Annotated in this window: 17 protein-coding genes and 1 pseudogene; 6 read left to right on the top strand and 12 right to left on the bottom strand. The window is 75.9% G+C overall.

Going from position 1 to position 22,604, the window contains the following annotated elements; all coding sequences use genetic code 11:
- The first annotated feature begins 74 nt into the window (after positions 1–74).
- A complete protein-coding gene (locus KK617_RS03135; RefSeq protein WP_277498047.1) occupies positions 75–860 on the top strand; it encodes an SDR family oxidoreductase in 786 nt (261 codons plus the stop codon).
- Positions 861–945: 85 nt separating this feature from the next.
- Here the strand turns inward: KK617_RS03135 and sigJ are convergent, their stop codons facing one another.
- Positions 946–1,908 (bottom strand): RNA polymerase sigma factor SigJ, encoded by a 963-nt coding sequence (gene sigJ, locus KK617_RS03130; RefSeq protein WP_277498046.1) that lies wholly within the window; start codon positions 1,906–1,908, stop codon positions 946–948.
- Positions 1,898–2,665 (bottom strand): SDR family oxidoreductase, encoded by a 768-nt coding sequence (locus KK617_RS03125; protein ID WP_277498045.1) that lies wholly within the window; start codon positions 2,663–2,665, stop codon positions 1,898–1,900. The genes sigJ and KK617_RS03125 overlap by 11 nt, the downstream gene beginning before the upstream one ends.
- 126 nt (positions 2,666–2,791) lie before the next feature.
- On the opposite strand from KK617_RS03125, the gene KK617_RS03120 reads away from it, so the two are divergent.
- Together KK617_RS03120 and KK617_RS03115 are read left to right on the top strand one after the other, a co-directional pair.
- Positions 2,792–3,124, top strand: coding sequence for a DUF3140 domain-containing protein (locus KK617_RS03120; RefSeq protein ID WP_277498044.1), 333 nt, complete (start codon positions 2,792–2,794; stop codon positions 3,122–3,124).
- A gap of 30 nt (positions 3,125–3,154) precedes the next feature.
- A complete protein-coding gene (locus KK617_RS03115) occupies positions 3,155–3,700 on the top strand; it encodes a hypothetical protein (RefSeq protein ID WP_277498043.1) in 546 nt (181 codons plus the stop codon).
- Between the two features lie 197 nt (positions 3,701–3,897).
- Here KK617_RS03115 and KK617_RS03110 read toward each other — a convergent pair whose 3' ends face one another.
- From KK617_RS03110 to KK617_RS03075, 8 genes are read right to left on the bottom strand one after another with little or no spacing between them, the layout of a single operon-like run.
- Positions 3,898–5,061 carry an acyl-CoA dehydrogenase family protein gene (locus KK617_RS03110; RefSeq protein WP_277498042.1) on the bottom strand — a complete coding sequence of 388 codons (1,164 nt, stop codon included), beginning with the start codon at positions 5,059–5,061 and terminating at the stop codon, positions 3,898–3,900.
- Positions 5,058–7,019 carry a biotin carboxylase N-terminal domain-containing protein gene (locus KK617_RS03105; protein WP_277498040.1) on the bottom strand — a complete coding sequence of 654 codons (1,962 nt, stop codon included), beginning with the start codon at positions 7,017–7,019 and terminating at the stop codon, positions 5,058–5,060. The genes KK617_RS03110 and KK617_RS03105 overlap by 4 nt, the downstream gene beginning before the upstream one ends.
- A gap of 8 nt (positions 7,020–7,027) precedes the next feature.
- A complete protein-coding gene (locus KK617_RS03100; RefSeq protein WP_277498038.1) occupies positions 7,028–8,617 on the bottom strand; it encodes a carboxyl transferase domain-containing protein in 1,590 nt (529 codons plus the stop codon).
- Positions 8,614–9,090, bottom strand: a complete 477-nt coding sequence (locus KK617_RS03095) for an SRPBCC family protein (protein ID WP_277498036.1) — start codon at positions 9,088–9,090, stop codon at positions 8,614–8,616. The genes KK617_RS03100 and KK617_RS03095 overlap by 4 nt, the downstream gene beginning before the upstream one ends.
- Positions 9,087–10,283: an acyl-CoA dehydrogenase family protein gene (locus KK617_RS03090; RefSeq protein ID WP_277498035.1), complete on the bottom strand. Its 1,197-nt coding sequence runs from the start codon at positions 10,281–10,283 to the stop codon at positions 9,087–9,089. Before KK617_RS03090 ends, KK617_RS03095 begins: the two co-directional genes overlap by 4 nt.
- Positions 10,280–12,109: an acyclic terpene utilization AtuA family protein gene (locus tag KK617_RS03085; RefSeq protein ID WP_277498034.1), complete on the bottom strand. Its 1,830-nt coding sequence runs from the start codon at positions 12,107–12,109 to the stop codon at positions 10,280–10,282. The genes KK617_RS03090 and KK617_RS03085 overlap by 4 nt, the downstream gene beginning before the upstream one ends.
- On the bottom strand, positions 12,106–12,987 hold the full coding sequence (locus KK617_RS03080; protein ID WP_277498033.1) for a TIGR03084 family metal-binding protein: 882 nt from the start codon (positions 12,985–12,987) through the stop codon (positions 12,106–12,108). Before KK617_RS03080 ends, KK617_RS03085 begins: the two co-directional genes overlap by 4 nt.
- Positions 12,987–13,643, bottom strand: coding sequence for a TetR/AcrR family transcriptional regulator (locus tag KK617_RS03075; protein WP_346812695.1), 657 nt, complete (start codon positions 13,641–13,643; stop codon positions 12,987–12,989). Before KK617_RS03075 ends, KK617_RS03080 begins: the two co-directional genes overlap by 1 nt.
- Before the next feature lie 173 nt (positions 13,644–13,816).
- Between KK617_RS03075 and KK617_RS03070 the strand changes: the two genes are divergently transcribed.
- A complete protein-coding gene (locus KK617_RS03070) occupies positions 13,817–14,572 on the top strand; it encodes an SDR family oxidoreductase (RefSeq protein WP_277498031.1) in 756 nt (251 codons plus the stop codon).
- Positions 14,573–14,597: 25 nt separating this feature from the next.
- Here the strand turns inward: KK617_RS03070 and KK617_RS03065 are convergent, their stop codons facing one another.
- Together KK617_RS03065 and KK617_RS03060 are read right to left on the bottom strand one after the other, a co-directional pair.
- Positions 14,598–15,281, bottom strand: a complete 684-nt coding sequence (locus tag KK617_RS03065; protein WP_277498030.1) for a histidine phosphatase family protein — start codon at positions 15,279–15,281, stop codon at positions 14,598–14,600.
- Entirely contained in the window at positions 15,278–16,495 is a 1,218-nt protein-coding gene (locus KK617_RS03060; protein ID WP_277498028.1) for a phosphotransferase family protein, read from the bottom strand. The genes KK617_RS03065 and KK617_RS03060 overlap by 4 nt, the downstream gene beginning before the upstream one ends.
- A 141-nt stretch (positions 16,496–16,636) precedes the next feature.
- Here KK617_RS03060 and KK617_RS03055 point away from each other — a divergent pair, with 141 nt between their 5' ends.
- A complete protein-coding gene (locus KK617_RS03055) occupies positions 16,637–18,529 on the top strand; it encodes a penicillin-binding transpeptidase domain-containing protein (protein WP_277498027.1) in 1,893 nt (630 codons plus the stop codon).
- 174 nt (positions 18,530–18,703) lie between these two features.
- Positions 18,704–22,604, top strand: a pseudogene (locus KK617_RS03050) (DUF5979 domain-containing protein); the annotation flags it as partial.

The following is a 22,604-nucleotide window of genomic DNA, read 5'->3' as shown; positions in this document are numbered from 1 at the left end:
CGCCGGCCGGCGCGCGCCGTACTGCGGGTCACAGAGGGGCTGACGGAGTGGTTACCGGGTGGTAGGAAAGCTAGATGACCTCCCGCACCGTCGTCATCACCGGCGCCGCCGCCGGCATCGGCCGCGCCGCCGCCCTCACCTTCGCCCGCGACGGCTGGACCGTCGGCGCCTACGACGTCGACGAGGACGGCCTCGCGACCCTGGCCGACGAGGTCGCCGCGCTCGGCCAGCGCGCCGTCACGGGCCGGCTCGACGTCTCCGACGCGGACGGCTTCCGCGCCGCCCTCGACGCGTTCGTCGCGGAGACCGGGCGCCTCGACGTGCTCGTCAACAACGCCGGCATCCTCACGGCCGGCAAGTTCGAGGAGATCCCGGTCGAGCGCCACCACCGCGAGATCGACGTGAACGTGCGCGGCGTCGTCAACGGCCTGCACGCGGCCGAGCCGCACCTGCGGCCCGGCGCGGTGGTGGTCAACCTCGCGTCGGCCTCCGCGATCTACGGGCAGGCGGAGCTCGCGGTCTACAGCGCGACGAAGTTCTTCGTGCGCGGCCTCACCGAGGCGCTCGACATCGAGTGGGGCGAGCGCGGCGTGCGCGTCGTCGCGCTGTGGCCGCTGTTCGTCGAGACGGCGATGACGCAGGGCGTCTCGACCGGCACCACGCAGTCGCTCGGCATCAACCTCGGCCCGCAGGACGTGGCCGACGAGATCCTCGCCGCCGTGGAGCCGTCGCGTCTGGCGCGCACGCTGCACCAGGTGCACTTCCCCGTCGGGCGCCAGAGCGAGGTGCTCTCGCTCGCCTCGCGCTTCTCCCCCGCCTGGCTGACGCGCCTGGTGAACAAGAAGCTCGCCGCGCACTGAGCGGGGCCCTGGGGTTTCCCCGCCTGAGCGGGGAGACCTGTGGTCTACGGCCAATGCCTAGGCCGTAGAGCACATGATTCCCCGCCTAGGCGGGGAATCCGCGCAGCCCCGCCAGCTTCGCCGGGTTGCGCACCAGGTCGACGCGGACGACGCGCCCGCCCGCCGTGGTCAGGGCCACGACGCCGGTAGCGCGGGCGGCGCCGTCGGGGCTCTCGGGCCGGACGATCGCGAACCCGGTCGCACCGTTGACCCGCACGAGCTCGACGCGCTCACCCGCCGCCGCGTCGACCTTCGCCAGCACGCCGAGCAGGAAGCGCGCGACGCGGTCGGCGCCCACCACCGGGCGGCGTGCGGAGCTGACGACGCCGCCACCGTCCCCGGTGAGCACGACGTCGGGGTCGAGCACCGCGACGAGACCGGCGAGGTCGCCCTGCAGCGATGCCCCGGCGAACGCGGCGACGACCGCGTCGTGCTCGGCCGGGTCCACGGGCGTGCGGGTGCGCTCCGCGGCCAGGTGGCGCCGGGCCCGGCTGGCCAGCTGGCGCACCGCGGCCGGCGTGCGCCCCACGACCCGGGCCACCTCGTCGAACGACAGCCCGAACACGTCGTGCAGCACCCACGCCGTGCGCTCCGCCGGGGAGAGCCGCTCGAGCAGCACCAGCAGCGCGTAGTGCACCTCCTCGGCCAGCGTCACCCGGTCTGCGGGGTCGCCGCTGCCACCCGCCCCGCCGTCGCCGCCGAGACCGCCGGGGCCCACGAGCCCGCCGAGCACCGGCTCGGGGAGCCAGGGGCCGACGTAGGCCTCCCGCCGTACCCGCGCCGAGCGGAGCACGTCGAGCGCCCGCCGCGACACCGCCACCACCGACCACGCCTCGAGGTCGTCGACCGGGTCGGTGACCGCGACGAGCCGCAGCCACGTGTCGGCGACGACGTCCTCCGCCTCCGCCCGCGAGCCGAGGAGGGCGTAGGCCACGCCGACCAGCCGGGGCCGCAGCGCGTCGTACCGCGCCGCCAGCAGCGCCGCGTCGCCCCGCGCCTCAGCGGCCACCGAGCCACTCCGCGAACGTCTGCGTGCCGACGAGGTCGGGTGAGGCGGGCACGAGCGCCCCGGCGCGCACGCCCTTCCCGAAGGCGCCGGGGACGGGCACGGGCACGACGCACCGCGGTCCGCCTGCGCGGCGCGCCGGGGTGCGGGCGGTGCGGCGGGCCATGACGGCGAGGTCCTCGCGGGCGGGGCCGGCGAGCTCGAGGACGGTACGGCGGGGCTCGCCCACCGCGAGGCGCGCGAGGTGCTCGGCGACCTCGGCGGCGGCGACGGGCCGCACCGGCATCCGGGGCGCGAGGCCGACGGGGCCGAGCGACATCCGCCGGGTCATCTGCCCCGCGAACTCGTGGAACTGGGTCGCGCGCAGGACGGTCCAGGGCACGGGGCCGGCGGTCACGAGCGCCTCCTGGCGCACCTTGCCCGCGTAGTAGTCGTAGGGAACCCGGTCGATGCCGACGATGGAGAGCACGACGTGGTGCCCGACGCCGGCGGCCTGCTCAGCGGCGAGGAGGGCCTCGGTGGTGCGGCCGAAGAACGCCTCCGACTCCGCGCCCTTCATCGTGACCACGTTGAGCGCGTCGACCACGGCGTCGACGCCGGCGAGGCGCTCGGTCAGCGTCGCCGCGAGTGCGGCCCCCGGCCGCGTGAGGTCGACGCCCGTCGAGCGGGCCAGCACGAGGGTCTCGTGCCCCGCGGCGCGCAGCGCCTCCGCCGTGAGCGCTCCGACCAGCCCGGTCCCGCCCGCCACTGCCACCCGCATGTCCGTCCCTCTCCGTCGCGGCCCCCGGCGGGCCGTCCACACCGAGGACGAGACGGCCGGCCAGAGTGTGACATCCCGTCCGCCGAGCCCGGCGCGTCCTTGCCGCGCCGACGTAGCGTCGCCCGCATGAGCGAGACCAACGACGCCGTCGCCGAGGTCTGGGACGACTGGCAGGACGCCGTGAACATGACCCCGTCCGAGCTCGAGAAGTGGCTCGAGACCGACGAGTCGCAGTCGGTCGGGCAGGGCGAGGGCGAGTCGACCGGGCACAAGTCGGGTCGCCGCATCGTCGAGATCAAGCACAAGAACAAGACCGAGCTCACCGACGACGACGCCGCGCACATGCGCAAGGTCGTCGGGTACGTCGCGCGGCACTCCGCGCAGCGGCCGAAGGGCGACGTCACCGACACGAAGTGGCGATGGTCGCTGATGAACTGGGGCCACGACCCGCTGAAGTAGCCGGCCGCCCGGATCGGGTACCGGGCCCCCATGAGCCGACGACTGGTACGACGCGTGGTGGGGCAGGGCCTGGCGGCCGGGGCGATCGGGGTCGCGGTGATGACCGTGGGCGAGAAGGTCGAGCAGCGGTTCACGCGGCGACCCGACTCCTACGTGCCCGCCCGCGTGCTCGAGCGTCTCGTCGGTGCCGACGAGCAGACCGGGGCGCGCTCGACCGCGACCAACTGGGCCATGCACCACGGCCAGGCCGCCCTGCTCGGCGTGGTGCGGTCGACGATGGCGCACGCCGGGCTGCGCGGGCCCCTGGCCTCGGCGAAGTTCACCGTCCTGCGCCTCACCACCGACCAGGTGCTCGAGAACGCCACCGGCGTCGGGGCGCCCCCGCAGACCTGGCCGCGCAGCGAGCTGGTGCTCGACGTCGTCCACAAGGCGGTCTACGCCTTCACCACCGGGCTCGTCGCCGACGCGCTCGCCGCGAAGGACGGCCCCGGCCCCGGCCAGCGCCACGCCGCTGCCGTGCCCGGGCGCCACGCCGACGTCGGTCCGGTGCCGCGCGGCTCGGCGTCCGGGCGCTGAGCGCCGGGGTCCGGGCCACCGGCCTCCCGCAGCGGTACGCCGGCCCGCACGCGCCGCCGTACCGGCCCGGGATTTGCCTCCGAGCGACACCCGCCGCCGCAACCCGCCACTTCCGGCGGAGAGTTTTCACCCTGAAGTGGCGGGTTCCCCGGTGCACCGGGGAACCCGCCAAGCCGAGCCGAGTCGCCCCGCCGGCCTCAGTACGACTTCGGCAGGCCCAGGGTGTGCATGGCGACGAAGTTGAGGATCATCTCGCGGCTCACGGGCGCGATGCGGCCCAATCGCGCGGCGACGAGCATGTTGCCCAGCCCGTACTCGACGGTCAGGCCGTTGCCGCCGTGGGTGTGGACGGCGACGTCGGTGGCGTTGCAGGCGACCTCGCCGCCGGCGTACTTGGCCATGTTGGCGTACTCACCCGCGCCGAAGTCGTCGCCCGCGTCGTACAGCGCCGCGGCCTTCTGCCACAGCAGCCGCGCCTGCTCGAGCTCGATCTTGATCTTCGCCAGCGGGTGCGCGATGCCCTGGTGGGCGCCGATGGGCTGGTCGCGCCACACGGAGCGCTCCTTCGCGTAGGCCACGCCCTTGTCGAGCGCGTAGCGCGCCATGCCGCACGAGAACGCCGCGCCCATGATCCGCTCGGGGTTGAGACCCGCGAAGAGCTGCCACATCCCGCCGTCCTCGTCGCCGACGAGCGCGTCGGCCGGCACGCGCACGTCGTCGAGGAACAGCGTGAACTGCTTTTCCGGCGCCTGCCACGACATGGGGATGACCTGCTTGTCGAAGCCCGGGGCGTCGGTCGGCACCACGAAGAGCGCGGGCTTGAGCTTGCCCGTCGTCGCGTCCGCCGTGCGCGCCACGATGAGCACGGAGGCGGCCTCGTCGACGCCGGAGATGTAGGTCTTCTGCCCCTTGATCACCCAGTGGTCGCCGTCGCGCGTGGCCGTCGTGGTGATCTGGTGGGAGTTGGACCCGGCGTCGGCCTCGGTGATGCCGAACGCCATGAGGTGCGTGCCGTCGGCGATGCCCGGCAGCCAGCGCTGCTTCTGCTCGGGCGTGCCGCAGCGGTTGATGATCGAGCCGCAGATCGCGGGGCTGACGACCATCATCAGCAGCGGCGCGCCGGCCGCCGCCGACTCCTCGAGCACCGCCGCGAGGTCGGCCATGCCGCCGCCCCCGCCGCCGTGCTCCTCGGGGATGTTGACGCCGAGGAAGCCGTTGCGGCCCATCTCGAGCCACATCTCGGTCATCTTGCCGCCCTCGCGGGCCTGCTTCGCGACGTACTCGTGGCCGTACTTGGCCGCCAGCTTCGCGACCGCCTCCCGCAGCGCGGTGCGCTCGTCGGGCTCGGTGAACGTGCTCATGCCTCTTCCCCTCCGTCGGCGACGACCGCGAGCACCTCGCCCGCGGCCACCTGCTGCCCGGCAGCGACCGGGACGTCGGTGACGGTGCCGTCGTGCGGCGCCGCCACGGTGTGCTGCATCTTCATCGCCTCGAGCACGAGCACCGGGTCGCCCGCGGCGACCTGCTGCCCGGCCTCGGCCACCACCCGCACGACCGTGCCGGGCATGGGCGCGAGCAGCGAGCCGCTCGCGACCGCGTCGGCCGGGTCGGTGAACCGCGGTGAGACCCGGAGCGCCACGTGGCCCCCGGGGCCGTCGACGTCGACCACGCCCACCCCGCCCGCGGGCACCGCGACGGCGTACGTCGAGCGCACCCCGTCCACCTCCAGCACCACGCGCGTGGGGCTCGCGGCCACGACCGTGGCGTCGTCCACGACGTACCCGTCGACGCCCCCGCGGGCGCCGGTCCACGCCACCTCGACCTCGGTGTCGCCGTGCGCGAACCGGGTCACCTGCGGCTGCGAGGGCACGTTGCGCCACGCGACCGGGATGCCGCGCTGCACGGTCCGCTCCCCCCGCGCGGTCTCGGCGAGCGCGACGGCGGCGGCCACCGCCGCGGGGCGTACGGCGGGCCGCTCCCCGCCGAGCGGGCGCTCGCCGAGGAAGGCCGTCGAGACGTCCCCGGCCAGGAAGGCCTCGTCGCCGAGCACCGCGACGAGCTGGTCGCGGTTGGTGACGACCCCGTGGAGGCGGGCGCGGCGCAGCGCGCCGGCCAGGGCGCGCGCGGCCTCGCGCCGCGTCGGGGCCCAGGCGATCACCTTGGCGAGCATCGCGTCGTAGTGGGTGCCGACCTCGTCGCCGTCGGCGAACCCGGAGTCCAGGCGCAGGCCGGCCGGCGCGGTGCCGAGCTCGAACGCGACGTCGACACCCGGCAGCTCGAACGCCGTCAGCAGGCCCGACTGGGGCTGGTAGTCGGCCGCCGGGTCCTCGGCGTACAGCCGCACCTCGATCGCGTGGCCCACCGGCTCGGGGCGGGCGGCGGGCAGCGGCGTGCCCTCCGCGACCGCGAGCTGCATGGCGACGAGGTCGATCCCGAAGACCTGCTCGGTGACCGGGTGCTCGACCTGCAGGCGCGTGTTCATCTCGAGGAAGAAGAACCGCTGGGTGGTCGCGTCCATGAGGAACTCGACCGTGCCGGCACCGCGGTAGTCGATCGCCTCCGCGGCCCGGCGGGCCGCCTCGTGCAGGGCGCGCCACGTCTCCTCGGCGAGCCCGGGCGCGGGCGCCTCCTCGACGACCTTCTGGTGGCGGCGCTGCAGCGAGCAGTCCCGCTCGCCGAGCACGATCGCGCCCTGCTCGGTGCCGACGACCTGCACCTCGACGTGGCGGCCGCGCTCGACGTACGGCTCCACGAAGACGGTGCCGTCGCCGAAGGCGCTCGCGGCCTCGGCCTCGGCGGCCGCGACGGCGTCGGGCAGCTCGGCGAGGGTGCGCACGATGCGCATGCCGCGCCCGCCGCCGCCCGCCGAGGCCTTCACCAGCAGGGGCAGGTCGTCCTCGGTGGCGGCCGTCGGCTCGACCGAGTCCAGGATGGGTACGCCGGCGCCCGCCATCAGCTCCTTGGCGGCGACCTTCGAGCCCATGACGTCGATCGACTCGGGGCTGGGGCCGATCCAGGTCAGGCCCGCGTCGACGACGGCCCGGGCGAACGCGGCGTTCTCGGACAGGAAGCCGTAGCCGGGGTGCACCGCGTCGGCGCCCGCGGCCCGGGCGGCCGCGAGCACGAGGTCGGCGCGCAGGTAGGTCTCGGCCGGCGTGCTGCCGGGCAGCCGCACCGCGGTGTCGGCCTCGGCCACGAACGGCAGGTGGGCGTCGGCGTCGGAGTGCACGGCCACGGTGGCGACGCCGAGGCGGCGGCACGTGGCGAAGACGCGGCGGGCGATCTCGCCGCGGTTGGCGACGAGGACTCGGGTGATCACGGGTGCACTCACATCCTGAAGACGCCGAAGCGGTCGGTCCCGCGGATCGGCTGGTTGTCGATGACGGACAGGCAGATGCCGAGCACGGTGCGGGTGTCGCGCGGGTCGATGACCCCGTCGTCGTACACGAGCCCGGAGAGGAAGAACGGCAGGCTCTGCTCCTCGACCTGCTGCTCGACGTACGCGCGGATGCCCGCGGCGCCCTCCTCGTCGTACGGCTGGCCCTTGGCCTCGGCGCCGGCCCGCATGACGAGGTCCATGACGCCGGCGAGCTGCGCCGGGCCCATGACGGCCGACTTCGCGGAGGGCCAGGTGAAGAGGAAGCGGGGGTCGTAGGCGCGGCCGTTCATGCCGTAGTTCCCGGCGCCGTAGGAGGCGCCCATGATCACCGTGAGGTGCGGCACCGCGGAGTTGGAGACCGCGTTGATCATCTGCGCGCCGTGCTTGATGATCCCGCCCTGCTCGTACTCGGCGCCGACCATGTAGCCGGTCGTGTTGTGCAGGAACAGCAGCGGCGTGTCGACCTGGTTGGCGAGCTGGATGAACTGCGTCGCCTTCTGCGCCTCCTCGCTGAACAGCACGCCCTGGGCGTTGGCGAGGATGCCGACGGGCCGACCGTGGATGCGCGCCCAGCCCGTCACCAGCGAGGAGCCGTAGAGCGGCTTGAACTCGTCGAACGGCACGTTGGCCGCCGGCCCGACACCGGGCGTGGTGCCGTCGACGATCCGCAGGATCGCCTCGCGGGGGTCGAACGGCTCCTTCAGGTCGGTCGGCACGAGGTCGAGCAGGCCGTCGGGGTCGAGGTCCGGCTCGGCGTACGCCGGCAGCGCGGCGTCGGCGCGCGCCTTGCGGACCCCGAGGCGGGCCACGATGCGCCGCCCGATGCGGATCGCGTCGTGCTCGTCGGCGGCCAGGTAGTCGGCGAGGCCCGAGGTGCGGGCGTGCATCTCCGCACCGCCCAGGGACTCGTCGTCGGACTCCTCGCCGGTCGCCATCTTCACCAGCGGCGGTCCGCCGAGGAACACCTTGGCGCCCTCCTTGACCATGACGGTGTAGTCACTCATGCCGGGGATGTAGGCGCCGCCGGCGGTCGAGTTGCCGAACACCAGCGCGATGGTGGGACGCCGGTCGGCGGAGGCCCGGGTGATGTCGCGGAACATCCGCCCGCCGGGGATGAAGATCTCCTTCTGCGTCGGCAGGTCGGCGCCGCCGGACTCGACGAGCGCGATGGTGGGCAGCCCGTTCTCGGCCGCCACCTGCGCCGCCCGGAAGGCCTTCTTCAGCGTCCAGGGGTTCGACGCGCCGCCCTTCACCGTCGGGTCGTTGGCGGTGATCATGCACTCCACGCCCTCGACGACGCCGATGCCGGTGACGAGCGAGGCGCCGACGGTGAAGTCGGAGCCCCAGCCGGCCAGCGGGCTCAGCTCGAGGAACGCCGAGCCCTCGTCGACGAGCAGCTCGATGCGCTCGCGGGCCAGCAGCTTCCCCCGCTCCTTGTGGCGCGCGACGTACTTCTCGCCGCCCCCGGCGACGGCCTTCGCGTTCTCGGCGTCGAGCGCCTCGACCTTCTCCAGCAGTGCCTCGCGGTTCGTGCTCATCGGCCCTCCTCCAGGACGCGCGCCATGCGGTCCAGCGTCGTGCGCATGCCGCGCTCGTTGGTCCGGCCCCGCAGCTGCCCCAGCAGCAGCCAGTACAGGCGCACGGGCAGCGCCGGGTCGAGGCGGTAGTACTCCGTCACCCGCGTGCCGTCGCCCGCGGGCTCGAGGCGGTAGCCCCAGTTGTTGATCGTCTGCTTCGGCGTCCCCACCGACCACTCGAGGACGCGGCCGGGCTCGCAGCGCGTGATGCGACAGGGGGTCCAGTACGTCGGGCCCACGCCGTTGCGCTTCACGTGCCCCTTGAAGGTCGCGCCGACCGCGGGGCCGGTGGAGCCGCGGGTCCAGCGCGCCTCGAACGTCTCGGGCGAGAACTCCCCGATCCGCGTCACGTCGCTGACGAGGTCCCACACCGCGTCGACCGGCGCCGCGACGTGGCGCGACACCTCCCCGCCGAGCGGGCGCAGGAGCCTCATCCGGCGTACCCCAGCAGCCGCGAGGAGAGGTCGGCGAGCACCTCGTTGGCGCCGCCGCCGATGCCGAGCAGCCGCACGTCGCGGTAGTGCCGCTCGACCTCCGAGCCCCGCATGTAGCCGGTGCCGCCGAAGAGCTGCACCGCCTCGTGGCACACCTGCTCGGCGGTGCGCACCGCGGTCTCCTTCGCCAGGCACGCCTCGGCGATCACCTGCTCGCCCGCGTCGTGCCGCGCGGCGACCGCGTGCGTGTAGGTGCGCGCCACCTCGACCTGGCGGCGCATCTCGACGAGCTTGTGGCGCACCACCTGGCGCGAGCTGAGCGGCTTGCCGAAGGTCTGCCGGTCGTGGGCGTACGCCGCGGCGAGCGCCAGCGCGCGGGCCGCGGCCGCGTAGCCCTGGACCGCCAGGCCGATCCGCTCGACGACGAACTGCTGCGCGATCTGGACGAACCCGGTGCCCTCCTCGCCGACGAGGTTGGCCGCGGGCACGCGGCAGTCGACGAACGACAGCTGCGCGGTGTCGGAGCAGTGCCACCCCATCTTCTCGAGCTTGCGGTCCACCGTGAACCCGGGCGTGCCGGCCTCGACGACGAGCAGCGAGACCCCGCCGTGGCCCTTGCCCGGCTCGAACGCGCCGCCCGTGCGCACCGCGGTGGTGACGAAGTCGGCCCGCGTGCCCGAGGTGATGAAGGTCTTGGCGCCGTTGACGACGTAGTGGTCCCCGTCGCGCACCGCCGTGGTGCGGATCGACGCCACGTCGGAGCCGCCCTCGGGCTCGGTGATGCCGAGCGAGCCGATCGTCTCGCCGGCCAGGGTGGGCCGCACGAAGCGGTCGACGAGGTCGGCGTCGCCGCTCGCCACGATGTGCGGCAGCGCGATGCCGTGGGTGAACAGGCTGGCGATGAGACCGCCCGAGCCGCCGCCGTCGAAGATCCCCTCGGTCACCGTCACGGAGTCGAGCAGGTCGCCGCCGTCGCCGCCGACGGCCTCGGGGAAGCCGATGCCGAGCAGGCCCGCCTTCGCCGTCGCCGCGTGCAGCTCGCGCGGCAGGGCGCCGGCGTCCTCCCACTCCTGCAGGTGCGGCGCGACCTCCCGCCGCGTGAACGCCGCGGCGGCCTCGCGCAGGGCGGTGCGCTCCGGCGTACCCGTGAAGGCGACGTCGGCGGCCAGCGAGGTCTCCATCCTCCCGCTCACAGCAGCGAGTCCTCGACGCTGACCATGCGGCTGCGCACCCACTCGCCGAGGCCCTTGGCCTGGGGGTCGAAGCGGGTGGAGGCCGCGACCCCCTCGCCGAGCAGACCCTTGACCACCACGTTGACTCCTCCGAGGTTGGGCAGCGGGTAGACCTCGACCTCGAGGTCGGCCGCCTCCGGCACCAGCTCGCGGATGCGGCTGGGGGTGACGAGCTTGGTCAGCCAGGTGACGCGCGCCGCGTGCTTCGCCGGGTCGTGCCGGGCGCCGGTCGTCGCGACCCAGAGCCCGATGTTGGCGTCGCCGCCCTTGTCGCCCGAGCGGGCGTGGACGAAGGAGCCGAGCGGCATCCGGCGCGTCAGCGTGTCGATCGGGGCGGGGTACGGCGAGGGGCGCTGCGCCTGCGCCTCCACGCCCGCCACCTCGTCCGCCCCGGTGGTCACCGGGGGGTCGGCCACGACGACGCGCTGCTCCTCGCCGTCGGCACCCCGCACGACGACGAGGTGCTCGACGGCGCCGCGGTCGACGTACGCCGGGTGGTAGACGCCGTACGGCGAGGGCTTGGCCGGCGGCGCGGTGATCGCGAAGCCGGGGTAGGAGCCGAGGGCGAGCTCGACGGCGGCGGAGGTGAAGGGACGGCCGACCTTCTCGGCGTCCGGGTCGAGCACGGTGGCGCGCAGCAGGACGGACGCCGACTCCTCGGTGGGGGCGTCCGGCGTGGCGGGCCCGGTGTCCGACCAGTCGAGGGTCGCGGGCCGGCCCAGCGGCGAGGCGTCGAGGGTCGACTCGACCTGGGCGCGCACCCACGCGGCCTTGTGGTCGATGTCGAGGCCGGTGAGCACGAACTCGACGCTGTTGCGCCAGCCGCCCAGCACGTTGACGGCGACCTTGAGCCGCTCCGGCGGCGGGCTGCCGACGACGCCGCCGACCCGCACGCGGTCGGGGCCGACCTGCTCGAGGCGCACCGTCTCGAGGTGGGTGGTGACGTCGGGGCCGTGGTAGCGGTTCGACTGGATCTCGTAGACCAGCTGAGCGGTGACGGTGTCGGTCGTGACCGCGCCGCCGGTGCCGTCGTGCTTGGTGACGACGAACGAGCCGTCCGCGGCGATCTCCGCGACGGGGAAGCCCAGGGGCGTGGTGAGCGCGTCGGGCGGCAGGTCGCCGAACCCGGAGAAGTTGCCGCCGGTGGCCTGCGTGCCGCACTCCAGCACGTGGCCGGCGACGACGGCGCCCGCGAGCTCGTCGTACGCCGTCGGGCCCCAGCCGAAGTGCGCCGCCGCGGGGCCGACGACGAGGGAGGCGTCCGTGGTGCGGCCGGTGACGACGACGTCGGCACCGGCGCCCAGGGCCTCGGCGATGCCGAACGCGCCCAGGTAGGCGTTGGCCGTGAGGGCCTGCGACCAGTCGCGGTCGGCCGGGTGCAGCGCCACCGCGCCCTCGCGCAGCGCGGCGGAGAGGTCGTCGCCGCTCACGTGGGCGATGCGCGGCGACAGGCCCAGGCCCTGCGCGACCTCGGCGAGGCGGTCGGCGAGCCCGGCGGGGTTGAGCCCGCCGGCGTTGGCGACGATGCGCACGCCCTTCTCGAGCGCGAGACCGAGGCAGTCCTCCGCCTGGCGCAGGAAGGTGCGGGCGTAGCCGGACGCCGGGTCGCGCATGCGGTCCTTGCCGAGGATGAGCATCGTCAGCTCGGCGAGGTAGTCGCCGGTGAGCACGTCGAGGCCGCGCGGCCCCTCGGGGCCGGTCGTGACGCCCTCGAGCATCTCGCGCATGGCGGAGAGCCGGTCGCCGTAGAACCCCGAGCAGTTGCCGATGCGGAGCACGTCGCTCACGCCGTTCCTCCCTGGCTGTCGGTGCGGGTGGCGGTGCCGGTGTCGGTGCCGGCCGGCGCGCGGCCCGGGCCGGGCGGACCGGCGAAGGCCTGGGCGACGTCGAGCCAGTGGTCGGCCTGGGCGCCGACGGCGCGCAGGGCGAGGTCGGCGCGGTGCCGGCGCTGCGTGACGAGCTGGGCGAAGTCGACCGCGGGCCCCTCGACGCGCTGCGCGGCGTCCTCCGGACCCCACGTCCACGTGGCACCCGAGGGGCCGACGAGCTCGACGCGCACCTCGGCGGTCGGGGCCTCCTCACCGCGGTTGAGGTGGGAGAAGGCGCGGGTACGCACGCCGATGTGGCAGACGTGGCGCACGCCGTCGTCGTGCTCGACCGGCGCTCCGAGGGCGTCGGCGACGTCGAGGCCGTGGGCCCAGGTCTCCATGTACCGCGCCGTCGCCATCGACGTCGGGCTCATCGGCGGGCCGAACCAGGGCATCTTCGCCCCCGGGTGCCGCTCGGCCAGCTCGCGCAGCGCCGCCTGCAGGGTGGCGCGGCGGTCGCGCCAGTCGGCCAGCAGCGTGGCGGGCGGTACGGCGCCCCCCTCCGTCGCCGACGTGTCCACGAAGTGCTCGGGGTCGCTCATCGCCTGCAGCACCAGGGCGTCCCAGGGCTCCTTCGCCCCGGCCGCGGCGCCGGCGGCCGCGGTGGCGGCGACGTCGGTCCAGGCGAGGTGCGCGACCTGGGCCGCGACGTCCCAGCCCGCCGCCGGCGTCGGGCGGCGCCAGTCGGCCTCGGGCAGCGGGGCGACCAGGGCGTCCAGGCGGGCCGACAGCGCGTCGAGGTCGGCCAGGACGCCCGCGAGGGCGCCTCCGGCGGCGGGGTCGGGGGGCGGGGCCATCAGGACTCCTGGAGGTCGGGGGTCGCGGGAGCGGCGGGCGTGGCGGGGGCGGCGTCGAGCGCGGCGTCGAGCGTGAGCGCCCACTGGTCGAGGATCCGGGCGCGGCGCGCGGTGTCGTCGCCGAGCGTCGCGGCGAGGCCGAGGCCGCGCACGAGGTCGAGCGTGGCCTGCACGAGCTCGCGGACGCCGGGTCGGGACTCGTCGGCGCCGAGCAGCTCGACGGCCAGCTTGTGGGTCTCGCGGCCGAGGTGGCGCTCGAAGGGCGCGACGACCTCGCGCAGCGCGTCGTCGGCGCGGGCCGCGACCCACAGCTCGAGAGCCGCGGTGAAGACGGGGCCGGTGAACAGGTCGGCCAGCATGCGCAGCACCGCGCCCGTGCTGCGCCCCTCGCCCAGCGCGGCGACGGCAGCGCTCAGCTCGGCGCGCCGCGCCTGCGTCAGGTGCTCGACCGCGGCCACGACGAGGTCGCTCTTGGACGGGAAGTGGTGCAGCTGCGCGCCGCGGCTCACGCCGGCGCGCTGCGAGACCACGGTCGTCGACGTGCCCGCCCAGCCCCGCTCGGCCAGCACCTCGACGCAGGCCTCGAGCAGGCGTGCGCGCATGGCCCGCGTGCGCTCCTCCTGGGGCACGCGGTTCGTGCGCTCCGTCACGGTCACCCGGCCCACCCTGGGGCACGTGCCCACAAACAGTCAAGCCTGTCTTTTTCTCCCACGGCCAGGACGCAACCGATCCGAGGGCCGGCGCGTCGGACCCCGGGCGGGTACGGCGGGCGCGGGGGTGCCGCCGTACCCGGCCGACGGCCCGGCGGCGTCTCGGTCACACTGGGCGCATGAGCGACGCACGCACGATCGTCATCACCGGCGCGAGCTCCGGGCTGGGGGCGGAGATGGCCCGCCAGTTCGCGGACCTCGGCTACGACCTCGGCCTGTGCGCCCGCCGTACCGACCGCCTCGACGAGCTGCGCTCCGAGATCCTGGCGCGGCACCCGGAGCGGCGCGTGGAGGTGCGGGCGCTCGACGTCACCGACGACGACGCCGTCTTCACCGTCGTGCACGACCTCGCGCGGGCGCTGGGGCGCATCGACCGCTTCATCGTCAACGCGGGTCTCGGCAAGGGCGCGCAGCTCGGCACCGGCAAGCACCGCGCGAACCGGCAGACCGCCGTCACCAACTTCCTCGGCGCGCTGGCGCAGACCGAGGCCGCGCTCGAGGTGTTCCGCACGCAGGGCGACGGGCACCTCGTCATGGTGTCGTCGATGTCCGCGATGCGCGGGCTGCCGGGGTCGACGACGACGTACGCCGCGACCAAGGCCGGCGTCGCCCACCTGGCCGAGGGCGTGCGGGCCGACGTCTACGGCTCCGACATCAAGGTGACCGTGCTCTACCCCGGGTTCATCACCTCGGAGATGAACGACGGCACCGGCGGCAACCCGCCGATGATCGTCTCGACCGAGAAGGGCGTGCGCGCCATGGTCGCGGCGATCGAGAAGGAGAAGGCGTCGGCCTGCGTCCCGCCCCTGCCCTGGGCGCCCATGAGCGTCGTGCTCAAGCACGCCCCGCTCGGCGTGCTCCGCAAGCTCGTCTGAGCCCGCGGGGAGACCCCCACGACCCTCACCCCGCTACGGGGGCGGTGGCCTCGAGGTGGACGTGCTCGTTGAACGACACGAGGCGGACGCCGGCGGGGCCGACGGCGACCTTCGTGACCGCGGTGTTCACCACGACGGGGTGCAGGCGCGTCCAGGCGCCGGCGAGCTCGGCGGCCGGCACCTCCGGCTCCCAGCCGCCGACGAGGGCCACGACGACCCAGGCGATCGCGCTGCCCGACGTCACGACCACGACGGGGCCGCCGCTGCGGGCGCGCTCGGCGGCGTCGCCCAGCGCGGCCCACGTGCGGCGGGCGAAGGACGCGAAGGCCTCGCTGTAGTCGTCGTGCTCCCCGCTGGTCCAGCGCAGCATCGCGACCTGGAGCCACTGCTGCACCTGCACCGGGTCGGGGTCGGCGCCGCCGACCATCGTCGGCATGTGGTCGCGCAGCACCTCGCGGTGGTCGTAGCAGTTCCACCGCGCGTCGAGCACCGGCGCGGTCGACCAGCCGGCCGCCTCCGCCATGCTCTCGACGGTCTCCGCGTGGCAGGGCGGCTCGCCGTGCAGCACCGTCGCGGGCGCGACCCCGCGGGCCGCGAGCGTGCCCCCCAGCAGCCGGGCCTGCTCCCACCCCAGCGGCGAGATGGCGTACGGGCCGTCGGGGTCCCACGCGGCGTGGCCGTCGCGCACCAGCAGCACGGTGCCCGTCACGCGTCCCACCCCACGGGGCCGTGCTCGACCACCTGGCGGCAGCGCTGCTCGAGCAGCCCCACCATCGGTCCGAGAGCCGCGAAGGCCGGGTTGGTGGTCGCGCCGGTGACGAAGCGCGCCCAGATCTGCTGCGCGATGACGGCGAGGCGGAAGAGGCCGAACACCTCGTAGAAGCGCCAGGAGCCGGCGTCGACCGCGAGGCCGCGGCGCGCGGCGTACCCCTCGACCACCTGCCGGCGCGTCCACATGCCCGGAAGGTGGGTCGGCTGGCGGCGGGAGGCACGGAAGGCGGGCTCGTCGTCGGCCTGCACCCAGTAGGCCAGCGCGCTGCCGAGCTCGCACAGGGGGTCGCCGACGGTCGCGAGCTCCCAGTCGAGCACGCCCGCGACCTCGAACGGCCGGCCCGCGCGGGGGTCGCCGTGCAGCACGAGGTTGTCGAACCGGAAGTCGTTGTGCACCAGGCAGGAGCCCACGTCGGCAGGCCGCTCGGCCTCGAGCCACGCGGTCACCTCCTCGAAGTCGGGTACGTCGGGGGTGCGGGCCGCGGCGTACCGGCGCGTCCAGCCGGCGACCTGCCGGGCCACCGAGTCGCCGCCCCGGCCGAAGCGGTCGAGACCGGCGGCGGCCACGTCGACGTCGTGCAGCGCACCGAGCACGTCCACCGCCCGTCCGCACAGGTCGTCGACCGCCTCCGGCGCCAGGGCGGCCGCCAGCTCCGGGGGCACGTCGGAGCGCAGGATCGTGCCGGAGAGCCGCTCCATCACGTAGAACTCCGCGCCCAGGAGCGCGGTGTCGGTGCCGTGCACCACCATGGCGGGCACGAGCGGGAAGACGGGGCGCAGGGCGGCCTGCAGGGCGAACTCGCGACCCATGTCGTGGGCGCTGCCGCCGCGCGCGCCGTGCGGCGGGCGGCGCAGCACGAGCTCGCGCACGCCGTCGGAGCCCGAGCCCGGCGCGGCGCCCGAGCCGGCGCCGAGCGGGCCGTAGCGGAGGAGGTAGGTCAGGTTGGAGGCACCACCGGGGAACTGGCGCACCACGGGCAGGCCCGGCGGGAGCGCGGCGCGCTCGCTGCCGAGCACGCCCGGGGCCACCTCGGCCCCGTCCGCGGTGCCCGCGAGCGCCGTGCGCAGCCAGCCGTCGACGGCCGCGACGTCGAAGGCGTCCTCGTCGCGCACCGGCCGCGTCGCGTCGCCGACCACACCGTCCTCGCTCACGACCACGCTCTCCTCACGCTGCCCGGACCGGCCGGTACGACGTCGGCGGGTGCCCGCGTCCGCCCTTCCGGTCCCGTCCGGCATTGTGTCCGACATCATCGGGCGGCGAGGCCGATTCGGCAGGTTGCGGGGGGAGCGGGCATGAGGCGGAGGTTCGGTCGCAGGGGCGCGGCGACGGTGGTGGCGCTGGTCGTCGCGGCGTCGCTCGTGGGGTGCAGCGGCGACGACGAGGAGCGCGAGGCCGCGACCGACGTGGTGACGTCGCTGGCGCAGGCCCTCTCGGCCGGCGAGCTCGACGACGTCCCGCTGTCGGGCGCCCGCCCCGCCGAGGCCCAGGAGCAGCTCGACACCATCGTCGCCGGCATGGGCGACGTCGAGCCGGTCGTCAGCGGCTCCGCGGTCGAGGTCTACCCCGACAACGGCCGCGCCACCGCCGAGCTCGCCTGGTCGTGGGAGCTCGGCTCCGCGACGTGGGACCACACGACCACGGTCGAGCTGACCGGAGCCGGCGAGGACTGGTCGGTGCGCTGGTCCCCCGCCCTGGTCGAGTCCTCGCTGCTGGAGGGGGAGGTGCTGCGCGCCCGCACCGTCGCGGCGCCCCGCGGGGCGGTGCTGGCCGGGGACGGGACGGCCATCGTGCTCCCGCGCCCGGTCGTGCGCTACGGCATCGACAAGTCGCTCACCGACGCCGCGACGGCCGCGACGTCGGCGCAGGCTCTCGCCGAGGCGCTCGGCATCGACGCGGCCGCCTTCGTCCAGCGCGTCGCGGCCGCCGGTCCGCGCGCCTTCGTCGAGGCCCTCGTCGTGCGCGCCGAGCAGGCCGACCCGAACCTGCTGTCCGGCACGCCGGGCGTCGCGGCGCTGGAGGGCGCGCGCGACCTGGCCCCCACGCGCACCTTCGCCGCGCCGGTGCTGGGCACGGTGGGCGAGGCCACCGCCGAGATCGTCGAGGAGTCCGAGGGCGCCGTCGCGGCCGGCGACGTCGTGGGCCTCAGCGGCCTGCAGCGCCGGTACGACGACACGCTGCGCGGCACCGACGGGCTCAGCGTCGTGGTGGTCGACGCCGAGGGCGGGGAGCGGGAGGTCCACGCCGAGGAGCCGGTGCCCGGCACGAACCTGGCGACGACCCTCGACGTACCCCTGCAGACGCTGGCCGAGTCGGCGCTGGCGGAGGTGGGTCCCGCGAGCGCGCTCGTCGCGGTGCGCCCCTCGGACGGCGCCCTCCTGGCCGTCGCCAACGGGCCCGGCGCCGGGGGGAACAACGTGGCGACCTCGGGCCGGTTCGCGCCGGGGTCCACCTTCAAGGTCGTCAGCGCCCTCGCGCTCCTGCGCGCCGGGGTCGCGCCCGACGACGCGGTCGAGTGCCCCGCCACGACCACGGTCGACGGGCGCACCTTCGAGAACTACGACGACTACCCGGCCACCGCGCTCGGCCGCATCACCCTGACCGCGGCGGTGGCGAACTCCTGCAACACCGCCTTCCTCGGCAACGCCGACCTCGTCGGCGAGGGCGCGCTCGCCGAGGCGGCCGCCGCCCTCGGCCTGGGGGTCGACCACGACCTCGGGTTCCCGGCGTACCTCGGCTCGGTGCCGGCGCCGGAGGGCGCGACCGAGGCCGCCGCCTCCCTCATCGGCCAGGGCCGGGTGCAGGCCTCGCCGATGGCGATGGCGACCGTGGCGGCCTCCGTCGCCGCCGGCCGAACCGTGCTGCCCCGCCTCCTGCCGGAGGTGGCGACGGAGCAGGTGCCGCCGGCGACGCCACTCACCGCGGAGGAGGCCTCGGCGCTGCAAGGGTTCCTGCGCGCCGTGGTCACCGAGGGCAGCGGCCGCGCGCTGGCGGACCTGCCGGGCGCCCCCGTCGGGGCCAAGACCGGTACGGCGGAGTTCGGCACCGCGACCCCGCCCGCGACCCACGCCTGGATGATCGCGACGCAGGGCGACCTGGCCGTGGCCGTCTTCGTCGAGACCGGCGAGTCCGGCTCCCGCACGGCCGGCCCCGTGCTGCGCAGGTTCCTGGCCGGCGCCGCCGGGTAGCGGCGACACCGGCCGGTCACCAGGTCGACACCTCGCGGGGGCTGACGCGGGGGCCCGCCGGGAGTAACTTCGGGCCCACACCATCCAGCTCCGTCGCGGACTCGGGCCCGCTGCCGGCCCTGACCGGGCGCGGCGCGGCGTCGTGGCCGTGACCCACTCGGGGGAGTCACGCACGTGGTCAGGTCCGCACGCCTGCACCCGGTCACCCGGACCGGGTCCGCCCTCCTTCTCGTCCTGCTCGGCATGGTCGCGCTCGGCGCCCCCGCCCAGGCCACCACCGGGCTCGAGGTGGGCATCCGCGCGACGACCGCACCGCAGGCCCCCTCCGGCACCCCGTTCGGCTACGAGGTGCGCGTGGCGTGCTCGCGGGCGGACGCCCCGTGCGAGGGCGTCGTCGCGCGGCTCCCGCTGGGCGACGCGGCGTCGTACGACGTGGTGCCCGGCGAGCCCGGTGCCCCGGCGGGCGTGCAGGTCACGACCGCCGTCGAGGCCGGTGCGCTCGTCGCGCGGGTCGCCGGCCCGCTGCCCGCCGGCACCTCGGTCACCGTCCCCCTCACCGTCACCCCGCCGAACGACGTGCTCGCCGACGGCAGCGGCTGGTCGCTGACCCCGACCGCGACGAGCACCAACGCGTCGGTGCGGGGTGCCCCCGGCGGCTACACGCCGACGACGCGCAGCAGCGTCGAGGCGCGCACGTCGGTGGTCGCGCGGGCGGTCACCGCGGGCAACGTGTGGCGCAAGCCGGGCGACGAGGTGCGCTTCGAGGTGGAGGTCGCCTGCCTGCAGCCCGAGGTCGGCAACGTCTTCCCCGGGCGCCTCGAGATCGCCGCCGAGCTCGCGCCGGGCCTCGAGCTGGTCCGCACCGAGCCGGGCGCCACCCGCCGCGACGACCGCACCGTGACGTGGGTGGCCGACGCGGCCCACCTGCCCGCCAGCTGCACCGAGCGCGGCGCCACGACCCCGGTGCGCGGAGCCGTCGTCGCCCGCATCGGCGCCGACCAGGTCGACGGCACGCAGCTCCCGCTCGTGCTCCGCGCCCGCCCCAGCACGGGCGGGTCCACCCCGGTCGTGACCGGCGAGACCGTCCGCACCACCACCCAGGTCACCGTGCGCACGCGTCCCGAGGCCAGCCCGGGCGGCCTGTTCGCCGGCGCGTTCGGCCAGGTCCGCACCAGCACGTCCGACACCGGCTCCACGGAGGACCGCTCGCAGGCGACGTACGCCGGCGACTGGCTCGGCACGCTGGCCGCGCAGCCGGGCAGCACGCTGGCGCAGTACCAGCCGAACGAGGCGACCGGGCTGACCCAGGCGGGCTTCAAGGCGTCGTACAACAACGTCGAGGGCGGCTCGGGCTACCAGGTCGCGCTCAGCCAGCAGCTGCCGTGCCTGACCGGCGGCACCCGCCACGAGCCCCGCGAGGGCGCCTGCGCCCCGGCGTTCCACGCGACCACCGCGGCCGTGTGGGTCGACAACGACGCGGAGGGCGACCACGGCCCGGCACTGCCCGCGACGTACCGCGCCCAGGCCCTGCTGACCGACGGCTCGCGCGTCCCGCTGCACCGCACCGGCGCCTCCGCCGGCCTCACCGACGGCGGCCAGTGGGTCGCGTTCGCGGTCCCGCAGGGCGCCGTCGGCCGGGTGCGGGCGCTCGAGTTCCCCCGCACCCCGGGCGCGGAGTCGTTCCGGATGCACTGGGCGGTCTACGGGTACGCCGACGCCGCCGTCGCCGCGGGTGACGTCCTCGTCGCCCGCACCAGCGCGCGCGCCCACCACGGCGACTGGTCGACGGCGCTGGCCCCGCGCGACGCGCAGCTCGCCGTGGCCGGCCGCCCCCAGCTCGGTGTCGCGACGTCGTTCGCCGACGACGTCGTGGAGGAGGTCGGGGGCACCACGACGCTGGACCTCACCGGCCGGGCCCTGCTGCCCGCGGCTCCCGGGGGCGACCTGGTGCTCGCCGACCGCCTGCCCGTCGGCACCCGCTGGGACGGCGCCGTGCCCGCGACGCTGCCCGTCACCGTCGACGTCACCCACCGCGGGGACGACGGGCGCCAGGCGGAGCGCACGGCGACGCTCGAGGCGCCCCTGCGCGTCGCGGCCAACGTGGGCGGCAGCGGCCGCACCCTCGTGACCGTCACGGTGCCGGCCGCCGAGCTGGCCCCGTGGACGAGCGCCGGCGGCGCGCGCCTCGAGCTGGCGGCCCGCCTGCCGGTGGCCACCACCCGCCCGGGCCTGCACGTCAACGAGGCCCGCCTCCTGCTGCCGCGCGGCGCGGTCGCCGACACCTGCGCACAGACCCCCGGCGCCCGCGCCGGCACGGTCGCCCCCCACGTCAGCGGACTCGCCGTCCCCGCCGCGGGCTGCGGCGCGACCGCCCCGCTGCGCGTCGAGGTCGGCGACGGCGCCGCCTCGTTCTCCGTCGACACCGTCGTGCGCGGCGACCGCGACGCGGGCGCGAAGGCGGCGCCCGCCCTCGGGCTCGTCAGCGCCGAGCGCGGGGAGGCGACGTACACGGTCCGGTGGCGCAACACCGCCGACGTGCCGCTGAAGGACGTGGTGCTGTACGACGTGCTGCCCACCCCCGGCGACGAGCTGCTGGCCGGCGCTGCGGTCGGCACGCCGCGGGGCAGCGGGTTCACCACCCGGTTCGTGCGCATCGAGGACGCACCCGCGGGCCTGCAGGTGCAGTACGCGACCGGCACCGACGTCTGCCACTCCGACCTCGGCAGCCCGCTGGCCGACGGCTGCGCCACCTGGCGCGAGAGCGCCCCGGCGGGCGAGGTGCGCGGCCTGCGCGTCACCTCCCGCGACACCTACGCCATCGGCGAGGGCTTCGACCTCACCTTCACCGTCGCGGTGCCCGCGGGCGTCGCCCCCGGCACCGTCGCGTGGAACACCGCCGCCGGGACGGCCCGCAACGCCTGGACCGGGTCCGGCCTGCCCGCCCGCGAGAGCCAGAAGGTGGGCACGACCCGGTACGCCGAGCACCTGCCGCCCGTCGTCGAGCTCTCCGCCGACCGGGCGTACGCCGGCGCCGGCGAGGCCGTGACCTACCGGCTGTCCGTCAGCAACCCGGGACCGTCGGCCCTGACGACGAACGCCCCCGTCGGTCGCCTGCCCGTCGGCCTGCAGTTCCTCAGCGCCACCCTCGGCGGGGTCGTGCAGCTGCTCCTCGACGCCGTCGGCCAGCTCGCCGACGGCCTGCAGACCGGGCTGCTGGGCGCCGCGGAGCGACCGCTGCTGCCGACGCTCGACCCCGAGGCGCCCGTCGAGCCCGAGCAGCCCGTCGAGCCGGAGGTGCCGGTCGACCCCGAGCAGCCGGTCGAGCCGGACTTGCCCGTGGAGCCCGCGCCCGCGACGGGCGGCGAGGTGACGTGGCCGGCGCTCGAGCTCGCGCCGTACGAGACGAAGGTCGTCGAGCTCGTCGCGGCGCCCGACGCCTACGCGGCCGGCAGCCTGCTGAGCCGCTTCGAGCTCGAGGGCGCGATCCTGCCCGACCCGTGCCCCGAGGGCGCGGGCGTGTGCGCGGAGGTGAACGTGCCGTCGGGCGCGCTCGAGATCACGCACGAGGCGGACGGCGACGGTGTCGCCCTCTTCGGCTCCGGGCCCACGGCCATCCAGGTCGACTGCGTCCGTGGCGGCGTCGCCGTGCACGGCTTCCCCCGCACGGTGCAGCTCGCCGACGGCGAGGCCGTCCGCGACCTCCCGGTGCCCTTCGGCTCGGTCTGCTCGGCCGGCGTCACCCAGGACCAGGGCGCCACGGCCGTCGCCGTGCAGCCCGCGGCCGGCACCCGGGTGACGCCCGCGTCCCCCGGCGGCCGCCTCCAGGTGGCCACGCGCTTCGACCTCGCCCGCCTGCTGGTCGTCAAGCGCGTCGCCGGCGTGGGCGCGCCGATGGCCCCGGCGGGCAGCCGGGTCGAGGTGACCTGCACGTGGCGGGGCACGACGCTGCCCGGCCTGCCGGTCGAGATGGACCTGCGCCACGGCCGGGCCGCCGAGGTCGCCGCGCCGCTGCCGGTGGGCGCCCTGTGCAGCGCCGCCGACACCGCCGACGCCGCCGGCTCCGCCGACTCCGGCG

The organism is Nocardioides sp. ChNu-99, assembly GCF_029493445.1.
Classification (GTDB): Bacteria; Actinomycetota; Actinomycetes; order Propionibacteriales; family Nocardioidaceae; genus Nocardioides.
Note: the sequence above shows the minus strand (reverse complement) of the source record. Positions and strands in the feature narration are given on the sequence as shown.

Coding starts and splice junctions, on each gene's coding strand:
- KK617_RS03135 (WP_277498047.1), top strand. CDS start 75: ATGACCTCCCGCACCGTCGTCATCACCGGCGCCGCCGCCGGCATCGGC.
- KK617_RS03125 (WP_277498045.1), bottom strand. CDS start 2,665: ATGCGGGTGGCAGTGGCGGGCGGGACCGGGCTGGTCGGAGCGCTCACG.
- KK617_RS03120 (WP_277498044.1), top strand. CDS start 2,792: ATGAGCGAGACCAACGACGCCGTCGCCGAGGTCTGGGACGACTGGCAG.
- KK617_RS03115 (WP_277498043.1), top strand. CDS start 3,155: ATGAGCCGACGACTGGTACGACGCGTGGTGGGGCAGGGCCTGGCGGCC.
- KK617_RS03110 (WP_277498042.1), bottom strand. CDS start 5,061: ATGAGCACGTTCACCGAGCCCGACGAGCGCACCGCGCTGCGGGAGGCG.
- KK617_RS03100 (WP_277498038.1), bottom strand. CDS start 8,617: ATGAGCACGAACCGCGAGGCACTGCTGGAGAAGGTCGAGGCGCTCGAC.
- KK617_RS03095 (WP_277498036.1), bottom strand. CDS start 9,090: ATGAGGCTCCTGCGCCCGCTCGGCGGGGAGGTGTCGCGCCACGTCGCG.
- KK617_RS03080 (WP_277498033.1), bottom strand. CDS start 12,987: ATGGCCCCGCCCCCCGACCCCGCCGCCGGAGGCGCCCTCGCGGGCGTC.
- KK617_RS03070 (WP_277498031.1), top strand. CDS start 13,817: ATGAGCGACGCACGCACGATCGTCATCACCGGCGCGAGCTCCGGGCTG.
- KK617_RS03055 (WP_277498027.1), top strand. CDS start 16,637: ATGAGGCGGAGGTTCGGTCGCAGGGGCGCGGCGACGGTGGTGGCGCTG.